Annotated in this window: 8 protein-coding genes; all 8 read left to right on the forward strand. The window is 60.7% G+C overall.

What is annotated here, in order from left to right; genetic code table 11:
* Nucleotides 1-3: 3 nt before the first annotated feature.
* A complete protein-coding gene (locus ACIP9X_RS08605) occupies nt 4-1476 on the forward strand; it encodes a dihydrolipoamide acetyltransferase family protein (RefSeq protein WP_400479295.1) in 1473 nt (490 codons plus the stop codon).
* A gap of 178 nt (nt 1477-1654) precedes the next feature.
* Complete coding sequence (locus ACIP9X_RS08610; protein WP_400479296.1) at nt 1655-2653, forward strand: polysaccharide pyruvyl transferase family protein; 999 nt, start codon at nt 1655-1657, stop codon at nt 2651-2653.
* Between the two features lie 981 nt (nt 2654-3634).
* Complete coding sequence (locus tag ACIP9X_RS08615; RefSeq protein WP_400479297.1) at nt 3635-4450, forward strand: MBL fold metallo-hydrolase; 816 nt, start codon at nt 3635-3637, stop codon at nt 4448-4450.
* A 96-nt stretch (nt 4451-4546) separates the two neighbouring features.
* Nucleotides 4547-4828, forward strand: coding sequence for a hypothetical protein (locus tag ACIP9X_RS08620; protein ID WP_400479298.1), 282 nt, complete (start codon nt 4547-4549; stop codon nt 4826-4828).
* A 95-nt stretch (nt 4829-4923) separates the two neighbouring features.
* Entirely contained in the window at nt 4924-5067 is a 144-nt protein-coding gene (locus ACIP9X_RS08625; RefSeq protein WP_400479299.1) for a hypothetical protein, read from the forward strand.
* A gap of 195 nt (nt 5068-5262) precedes the next feature.
* Nucleotides 5263-5409, forward strand: a complete 147-nt coding sequence (locus tag ACIP9X_RS08630; protein ID WP_400479300.1) for a hypothetical protein — start codon at nt 5263-5265, stop codon at nt 5407-5409.
* A gap of 159 nt (nt 5410-5568) precedes the next feature.
* The gene (locus ACIP9X_RS08635) at nt 5569-6867 is read left to right on the forward strand and encodes a MinD/ParA family protein (RefSeq protein WP_400479301.1); all 1299 of its coding nucleotides are present in this window, start codon (nt 5569-5571) and stop codon (nt 6865-6867) included.
* A 180-nt stretch (nt 6868-7047) separates the two neighbouring features.
* The coding region (locus ACIP9X_RS08640; RefSeq protein WP_400479302.1) for a hypothetical protein at nt 7048-9610 on the forward strand (2563 nt) is incomplete at its 3' end.

Below are 9610 nucleotides of genomic sequence, written 5' to 3' on the forward strand. Positions count from 1 at the left end.
CAGATGACCGACACGAAAGTATTCCTGCTCCCCGACCTGGGCGAAGGTCTCACCGAAGCCGAACTGGTCAACTGGCTCGTGTCCGTGGGCGACGAGATCCGCGTCGACCAACCTATCGCCGAGGTCGAGACAGCCAAGTCCATAGTGGAGGTCCCTTCCCCATACGCCGGCACCGTTGCCGAGCTGCACAGCGAACCAGGCCAGACCCTGGACGTAGGCAGGCCCCTCATCTCAGTGACACCGATCGGGGGCTCGATGGCGAAACAGCCTGCCGAGGTCACGGCCGAAACCTACCGCGAGGAGGAAAAGGCAGGCTCCGGCAACGTCTTGATCGGATACGGAACACCGGGTGGCACCACAGCGGTCCGCCGGACGCGCCCGAGGCGCACCCTCGCCATGGTTGAACCTGTCGAAACACGGCCGGCCGAAAGCAAACCCATCGAAGCCAAGAGCCCAGCCGAGCAAAAATTGACATCTTCAGCGGATGACCTCCTTCTGACGCGCACGCGTGCACCCGGCAAACTCGGAGCTGTCATCTCCCCACTGGTACGCCGGATGGCCAAGGAACGCGGAGTGGACCTACGACATCTGCAGGGGTCGGGTGAAAGCGGCCTGATCATGCGGCGGGATGTCGAAGCCGCGATCAAAGCTCCGGTGGTGGAGCCTGTCGACACAGAGGCGAGCCCGGTGGTTGAGCCTGCCGAAACGAAAGCGTCGACAGCAGCGGCAACCAGCGCCACCGACCCCCGTACCGGCCTCGGCATTGCGAGCCGCATCCCAGTCCGGGGTGTCCGCAAGACGGTCGCTGCGAATATGAGCCGCAGCCGCACTGAGATCCCCGAAGCAACAGTGTGGGTGGATGTGGATGCGACGGCTCTCCTTGAGATGCGCGCAGAATTGAAGAAGAAGGACGGGCACAGCACGCCCGGGCTTCTGGCCTTCATCGCACGCTTTGTCACAGCGGGCTTGAAAAAGTACCCGGAACTGAACACAAGAATTGTCACCACCCAAGGGAAACCCGGAGAAGAACAGCAGGAGATTGTCGCCTTCGACGGAGTCAACCTTGGTTTCGCCGCTCAAACTGATCGCGGCCTGGTGGTGCCTTCTGTCCGCAACGCAGACAAGCTCAGCGCACGCGAAATCGATGCTGAGATCAAGCGCCTCACCGGCGTCGCAAGGGCCGGCAAGGCGACACCTGCCGAACTGGGGGGCGGTACCTTCACGCTCAATAACTACGGTGTTTTCGGTGTGGATGGTTCGGCAGCGATCATCAACTATCCCGAGGCGGCAATCCTAGGCGTAGGGCGAGTCATCGATAAGCCGTGGGTTGTGAACGGCGAACTCACGGTCCGCAAGGTCACCGAGCTGACGCTGACCTTCGACCACAGGGTGTGCGACGGCGGAACAGCCGGCGGATTCCTGCGTTACGTGGCGGACGCCATCGAGAACCCGGGACGGGTCGTAGCTGATCTCTAGTTTGCGGATGTTGGAGGTTCAAGGGGCGCTTCAAGGAGTAGCTGGAGCAGCAACTCTGAGCAGGGTATGAGCATTCAGGGGTAGAAATATACGTTGGTGGGATCTCCAGCATCCTCATCCTACTTCCGTGATGATAACCCAGAACGGTGATGTGAGCTGACGCTGTTATTCTGTGGGGATGAACCTTGGGGATATCCAATCGCAATCGCTTAGCGTACTTTCGAAACATCTGGTCCGAGGCGACAAAGTCGCACTGTTGGACTACCCCCGTCATCAGAATGCGGGCGACGCTCTTATCTGGCTCGGTGCTCGGCAATACCTGAAGATGCTTGGGGTTGAGGTTGCCTATATCGCCAGCCTCAACCACTTCTCTGCCAGAGAACTGCGCAAGCGTGTCCCTGATGGCCCCATCTTGATCAATGGCGGCGGCAATTTCGGCGACCGTTGGGTCGAAAGCCAAGCTTTCAAAGAATCGGTCATCGCACAATTCCCGGATCGGAAAATTGTTCAACTCCCCCAAACGATGGAGTTCAACACCAATGAGGGGTTAGCGCGCGCGCAAGCCGTCTATGGCAGCCACCCAGACGTCACGATTCTTATGAGAGACAGGGTTGGCTTTGCTGCGGCCAAGCGAGCGTTCCCAAACAACAACGTGGAGTTCTGCCCAGACATGGCGTTGGGGTACGGCTATCACAAGCGGGGCAAAGCCAAATACTCTCTCGTCTTCCTCAAGCGAAACGACAACGAATCGGTGCAGCAGGATACTCCTCTATTGCGCGGCCCGAGCTACAAGATTGTTGACTGGGGCTTTCGGGGCACTTTGCGTGTTCCTGCTTGGCGCGCGCTGCGCCTCGCTGAGGATGTCGTTCGCGTTTTCCCGAAACTCACCCCAGCCCTGTATCCGCTCATCGAACTCAGCTTCGCGGCGATGGCAGAAGCAAATGTTCGTTCAGCGTCCCGCATTCTCAGCGAAGGTAACGTTGTCGTCACCGACCGCCTGCACGCCATGGTTTTGGCCGCGCTACTGGGCATTCCGGTTTATGCGTACGACAACGCTAACAAGAAGGTTTCGGCGATCTTCAAGGACTACGTTGGAGAGCTGCCCAACGTCTTCTTCGCGGAAGATGCGGCTACGGCCATTAACCGCGGGCTGGATTACCAGCCAACTTCCGTCTAGAAGACTTTAGGGTGGACGCCTCGGAGAGCGAATGCCGCGCTCATGGGCTTGGATAAGGTTCACGCTGTGGAGTCGCTTGACTTTGTGGTTCTCTCGAGCCCGGCGATTCCAATAGGGGCCCATGTGCGGCCGTCGACCTGGTGCGCGGCTGTTGTGCCGTTCGTTGGGCGAATAGTCTAAGCCGTTAGTAACGGTTTGCGGCGTCAAATCCGCACCCGCCGGGGGAGCGGTGGCACCACGGCCCGTGATGGTGCCTGCTGAGCGACAGAGCTTCTTGGGGAAGTTGGCTGGAGCAACGGTGGGCCGCTGCGCTGGGCTTGGATCGCGGGCGAAACCATGGTGAGGTGTGGCTGCGCCTATTCAAATTGCGGATACCTTGCTGCCTGCCCCGAGCCGAACTCTTTGCAATACACGTCCAGGATGGCTGGTGGTGCTTCCTAAAGCGCGAAGTCTCGTGCAGGTAGGAGGCCTACCTATTCACCCGTCTTCCTGTTTTGCTCCAACCAGTGGCATTTCGACCGCGCGATCGCTCCTGAAGATGGCTAAATGAGCCAACACCACAGCGTGAGGGCCCTCCCGTCAACTCCAGTGCGTACAGGCTGGCTACTCCACTGGTTTCCGCGTTCGAACCGCAGTTCGGGTATGCAAACTGACTTCCACGAGCTCGATCAGGCGGCCTCCGACTCTACTTATTCATTCCCTTGGTCAGAGTGGCCAGAACAGCGCACTGTGACTACTAACCCTCCAGCATCCTGCTTGTAGTACGTGACGTGGTTTGTGATGGCGTTGCAAGTCGCGCAGAAGTGCTTATGCTGTTTAGTCCCCATAGCCAGACATCATACGGGTTCCAACATTTCGCTTCGGTTTATTCGCCTCCGGCTCCCGTACATGCTGTGCATGGGCTCCCGGGAACAGCCCAGCCTCCATAGATAGAATCTAGATCTGAAGACCGCAGACGCTCCCAAAATGTACGGAGAACGAATGTCACGATGGCTCAAAGTCGGTACGGACAACTATGTACTGACGACCGAAGGTTCGAAGCTCAACACCGGCCTGATCCTTGGCACCGAACGGGCCATGGTCATCGACACCGGATGCGGGCCGCGGCAGGGGCACGACATTCTGGACGCAGTCCGGGAGAAAACCCAGCTTCCCCTCGTGGTAGTCAATACCCACGCACACTACGACCACTTCTTCGGCAACGCAGTTTTCGCCGAGGACGGCGTCTCGGAGTTCTGGGCGCATGAGAACTGCGCCGAGGAGATCGGCGAAAACGGCGACGCGCAGCGAGGAGCCGTGGCAGAACTAGAGCCCGAGATGGCCGCCGGCGAAGGGGAGAACGTCGAGCTCGTGGTGCCCAACGCGCTGGTACGCGACCAGCCCGTCCTCGTGGACCTGGGTGGACAGACCGCCACACTGTTCCACCTCGGCCGTGGGCACACCGACGGCGACCTCCTGGTAGGGACAACCACCACCCTCTACGCGGGCGACCTGGTGGAGCAGGGAGCACACCCCTCCTTCGAAGACTCGTACCCGGAGGAGTGGGCCGGCGCTCTGAGGCACCTGTCTGCACTGCGGCACCGCTACGAATTTCTGATCCCGGGCCACGGGGAGCCGTGCAGTGACCGCTTCGTCAAGACTATGGCGGACACGATGACCACAGCCGTCCGGCAGGCACGGCAGTCGATCCGGGACACTCCATCCGACGCCACCAAGGCCATTCCTGTGTTGCCGTACGGGCCCGAGCAGTCCCGTTGGTTCATCAAGCGCCTGCAGGAGACCCGGCCCCAGCATTGACGATATGCGGAGGTTGAGTACTCAGTAGCCACGGCGCATGAAAAACAGGTATCGGCTACTCTGGGGCCCCGCATGCGCTCACTTTAGGTTGAGTGCATGAAGACCGGAATCCGCGACTCGATCCGTCAATTCATCGAGCGCAACGTCATTGCCGACGATCCTCTGCCCCAGCGTTCATGGCTTGATGAGCAGGACATGCCCCGCCAAGAAAGGAGCGTGGACGCTCCGGTTTCGGGCCTGCCTGTGGCTCCGTTGCCCCCGCTTCCGGGGCGGCACAGCGCGATGCCGCGCCTGCAGTCCTTTGGCCGGCTGAAGGGACGGCGCGCTGCGCGCGTTCATGGTGCGGCGGGCTCGCCGACAGTGGACGAAAAGATCTGATGTTGGGTCGCTTGCCTGCGACGCAACGAGTGCCTTGCGCCTTTCTTGAGCTTGTCTTGAGCCTTTCTTGATCCTGCGCCACTAGTTTCAGACCCATGAGTGCTTATGGGGGCCACAGATACGGCAGGGGCGCGCGGCGCGAGAGCCGCCGCCGTCAGCTCCAGTTCTCGGCCTACGTTGGCCTGGCGTTGCTGGCCGTTGCGACGGCGGCAGTGGTGGTGTTCGCGCTTCAGAAATAGAGCTAAGGGATGGCGCTGCTGCGTCCTGATGGCGCCGTGACAATTTCTGTTACAGCGTGTCCAATTGGACAGCCACGTTGACTGCTAAGTAGTCTGACCAATAGATCTATGGGGGATCTACCTGTCAGTTACTGTCGCCGTTGCCAAAACCCAGTTCGGCTGCGTCGCAAGGTCTCAACGTCCCGGAGGTTTACCGTGGCACTTCCCGACTTCATCTTTGCGCTTTGCGCCCTGCTGGGCAGCCTCCTGATTCCGTTCGCGGGCCTCTACGCGCTGCTGCGCCTGAAGCGCCGCGCGGTTTCTCCGGTTGTTTCCCGCTCCGTCCCTGCACAGGCGGAGTAGACGTGCCGTACATTGACATCAATCCGCACCGCGGCCGTCCCAAATGGTGGAGCTACGTTGCCCTGGGGCTCCTCCTGGTTGTCACCTCCGCTGTCGTGGGGGCCGCACTCGTCCAGGGCTGATGACAGCGGCGGGTGCGCCAGCGCCTAGAATTGCTGTTTGAACCAATCCAATCGAGAAGCGCAGCGGGACCTTGCTGTGGATCCTGGGGGACCGAACATGCCCAAACCAGCGGACAATCAGATAGCTGAAGCGGAAACTGACGCAGAGCAGCCCGGGCTGCGACGCCGCCGTACCCGCCGCCGTGACGGCAGCGACTCCGACGACTGGACAGGATCCTTCGAAGCCGTGACACCCAACACAAGCTCCGCCCCCGTGCTCCCGGTCCGCAGCTCCTCCTGGGCTGAGGCGGCCGCCGTCGCCGACGCGCTCTCCGGAGCGCCCGCCACTCCACCCGCGCCGGCCCGCAAGCCGGCGGCAGCACCGGCGTCGTCCGTTCCGGAAACTGTCACCGAACGGGAACAGCCGGTGGCGGACGCCACCGCCCTCCCGACGTCGTTTGTCCGCGAGCAGAAGCCCCGCCCCAAACGCGGATTCCGAGGCTTCCTGTATCGGGTGTCCGGCGGTTCCTGGAATATGGGGCCTAGCCCGCTGGAGCGGGAGGAGGAAGAGCTCGCCCGCCGCATCTCCCGCCAGCTGCAGGGCAGCTTCAACACTGCCGTGCTCAGCCTCAAGGGCGGCATCGGCAAGACATCCACCACGGTGGGTGTGGGCCTGACCCTCGCCGAGTTCCGCGGCGACCCGCCGTGCGCCATCGACGCCAACCCGGACTCTGGGGACCTCGTGGAGCGCGCACTGGGCGAGGGCATCTACCAAAAGGCCACGCCGCGCACCATCACCGACCTGCTCAAGAACATCGACTTCATCGATTCGCTGACCGAGCTCTCCCGCTACATGCACCACTCGGGCAGGCTGCACCTCATCGCCGGCGAACAGGACCCCGAGGTCTCCGACTCGCTCACTGCCGAGGAGTACCTGCGGATCCGCAAGCTGATCGGCAGCTACTACTCCGTGGCGTTGACCGACTGCGGCACGGGCGTGACGCACAACGCCATGAAGGGGATCCTGCAGTCCGCGGACAACCTGATCATCGCCGCCGGCTACGCGGTGAGTGGCGCCAAGCGTGCCCGCAGCACCCTGCAGTGGCTCTCCAGCCACGGCTACGAGGACCTGGCCCGCAACGCCATCGTGGTGATCACGGACAAGGACGAGGTCTCCTCACGCGTGGACAAGGACGCCATTGAGGAGCACCTTGCGGGGATGTGCCGCGAACTCATTGCCGTGCCGCACGACAGGGGAGTGGCCGACGGGGACCTGGTGACCCTGGACGTCCTCAAGCCGGAGACGCGGCGGGCGTACAAGGAAATCGCTGCCGCGATCGTGGACGGGTACCGGTAGGTTCTACCTTTTCCGCGATTTTATGGCAGCCGTGTGAGTTCAGGCAGCGGCCATTCTCTTGGCTTTGAAGGCGCGGTTAGGGAATCTTGTATTCACGGTGCGGAGATTTTTGAAAAATGCCATATGCTCTCTCCGGACATGCGTTGCGTGCTCTGAAGAATCTTTGTACATGGGGACCATATGACGCTGCGCTCGTTTGTCATCCGCGGGCTTGCATTTGTTGCTGCCACGCTCTTGCTCGTTTCCGGGATGGCGGCGCCGGTTCTAGCCGCTGATATCGATGAGAACATCCCGCCGTCGTTGGTGACTATTCATCGGTCGTCGCCGGAAACGGTGCGGCACGGGGACGAGATCCGGATCGACTGGGTAGTTCAGGGCAGTCCTGCGGGGAATGTGATCTTTTACCTGCGGGACAGACTGGGTAACCAAGTACAGGCCAGATGGGATGCTCCAAGTGGAACCAGTGCCTTCGCGGGCACAGCTACGGCGACCATCGATGTCATGCGAGTTGCTGCAGGGGACTTGGCTCTGTCCAGTTTCGGAGCCGGCAATGGCTACGCGAACTCCAACTATGGGTCCGACGGCAGCGTGGGGAAGTCACCCGAGGGCGTGCAAGAACCGATACAGGCAAGCTTCGACTATGCGCAGGTATCCAGCCGTGTCGAGAGTTCTCGAGACATTTCCATTCCGCCGTCGCTGGTGAGTATGAATCGGACCTCGCCAGACGTGATTCGCGACGGGGATCAACTCATGATCGACTGGGAGGTGAAGAACTCTCCCGCGACGAACGTGATCTTCTACCTGCGCGACCGATTGGGTAGTCAGGTGCAAGTTCGGTGGGATGCTCCGAACGGAACAGATGCCTTTGCTGGTACAGCTACGGCAACCATCGATGACACGCGAGTTGCTGCAGGGGACTTGGTCCTGTCCAGTTTTGGAGTCGGCAATGGCTACGCGAACTCTAGCTACGGCACCGACGGAAGCATCGGCAAGTCCCCCGAGGGCGCACAGGATCCGTTGCACGTTGCCTTCGATTACGCCCAGATATCGAGCCGAGTGGAGAGCTCGCGCGACGTCTCGGTACCGCCGTCGTTGGTTAACGCGAAACGGACATCTCCCGACATGCTTCGTGTGGGAGACCAAATCATGATCGACTGGGAGGTTAGGAATTCCCCGGCGACGAACGTGATCTTCTATCTGCGGGATAGTCTAGGTAACCAACTACAGGCCCGATGGGACACGCCCAACGCAGAAGCTGCATTTTCCGGTACTGCTACAGCTAGCATTGACGCCGGCGTTGCTGAGGGGGACTTGGTTCTCACCAGTTTTGGTGCTGGCAATGGATACGCCAATTCCAATTACGGCGTGGATGGAAGCGTGGGCAGTTCGCCCGAGGGAGCACAAGATCCAATTCCTACAGTGTTCGACTATGCGCAAGTTACCAGCTCCGTCGTAAGCGTTAGCGACGTGTCGGTGCCTCCGTCGTTGGTGAGTTTTCAGCGTACTTCTTCCGATGTGGTTCGTGCTGGCGATGAGATCACGATCGACTGGGCGGTCCAGGACAGGCCCGTGAGTTATATCGGGTTCTATCTTCGGGATTCCCTTGGACACACCCAGAATGTCCGGTGGGATGGCCCGGAGGCTTTCAGCGGGACTGCGCGCTACGTGGTCGATGACACGCAACTGGCCGCGGGGGACTTGGAGTTGGTCACGGTCAGCATGGTCTCCACGAATAGCAAGATGACCTACAGCAGCGATGGCACGGTGAACAGGAACCCGTCGGGTCTGAAGGCACCCAAGCCATCTCTTCTGAATTTCGCCGATGCCGGAGTCGAGCTCGTTAGTGAGCGCGATATTTCCGTGCCACCGTCGTTGGTGAGTTTTCAGCGTACTTCTTCCGATGTGGTTCGTGCTGGCGATGAGATCACGATCGACTGGGCGGTCCAGGACAGGCCCGTGAGTTATATCGGGTTCTATCTTCGGGATTCCCTTGGACACACCCAGAATGTCCGGTGGGATGGCCCGGAGGCTTTCAGCGGGACTGCGCGCTACCTGGTCGATGACACGCAACTGGCCGCGGGGGACTTGGAGTTGGTCACGGTCAGCATGGTCTCCACGAATAGCAAGATGACCTACAGCAGCGATGGCACGGTGAACAGGAACCCGTCGGGTCTGAAGGCACCCAAGCCATCTCTTCTGAATTTCGCCGATGCCGGAGTCGAGCTCGTTAGTGAGCGCGATATTTCCGTGCCACCGTCGTTGGTGAGTTTTCAGCGTACTTCTTCCGATGTGGTTCGTGCTGGCGATGAGATCACGATCGACTGGGCGGTCCAGGACAGGCCCGTGAGCTATATCGGGTTCTATCTTCGGGATTCCCTTGGACACACCCAGAATGTCCGGTGGGATGGCCCGGAGGCTTTCAGCGGGACTGCGCGCTACCTGGTCGATGACACGCAACTGGCCGCGGGGGACCTGGATTTGGTCACGGTCAGCATGATCTCCACGAATAGCAAGATGACCTACAGCAGCGATGGCACGGTGAACAGGAACCCGTCGGGTCTGGAGGCACCCAAGCCATCTGTCCTGAATTTCGCCGATGCCGGAGTGCATCTCTCGCCCCCTGCGCCCTATGAGGTGGTTGTCATCGCGCCCGGGTTCATCGATGAGGACGGCACCACAGCCGACACCTACACGATTCCGGCGATGGCAGGTGTGGAGTACCTGGCCGGTGACGAGGTTGTTG

Source organism: Arthrobacter sp. NPDC093125 (genome assembly GCF_044754225.1).
Classification (GTDB): domain Bacteria; phylum Actinomycetota; class Actinomycetes; order Actinomycetales; family Micrococcaceae; genus Arthrobacter.

What these genes read in the sequence shown, in the direction of transcription:
- ACIP9X_RS08605 (WP_400479295.1), top strand. Translation starts at nt 4, where the DNA reads ATGACCGACACGAAAGTATTCCTGCTCCCCGACCTGGGCGAAGGTCTC.
- ACIP9X_RS08610 (WP_400479296.1), top strand. Translation starts at nt 1,655, where the DNA reads ATGAACCTTGGGGATATCCAATCGCAATCGCTTAGCGTACTTTCGAAA.
- ACIP9X_RS08615 (WP_400479297.1), top strand. Translation starts at nt 3,635, where the DNA reads ATGTCACGATGGCTCAAAGTCGGTACGGACAACTATGTACTGACGACC.
- ACIP9X_RS08620 (WP_400479298.1), top strand. Translation starts at nt 4,547, where the DNA reads ATGAAGACCGGAATCCGCGACTCGATCCGTCAATTCATCGAGCGCAAC.
- ACIP9X_RS08625 (WP_400479299.1), top strand. Translation starts at nt 4,924, where the DNA reads ATGAGTGCTTATGGGGGCCACAGATACGGCAGGGGCGCGCGGCGCGAG.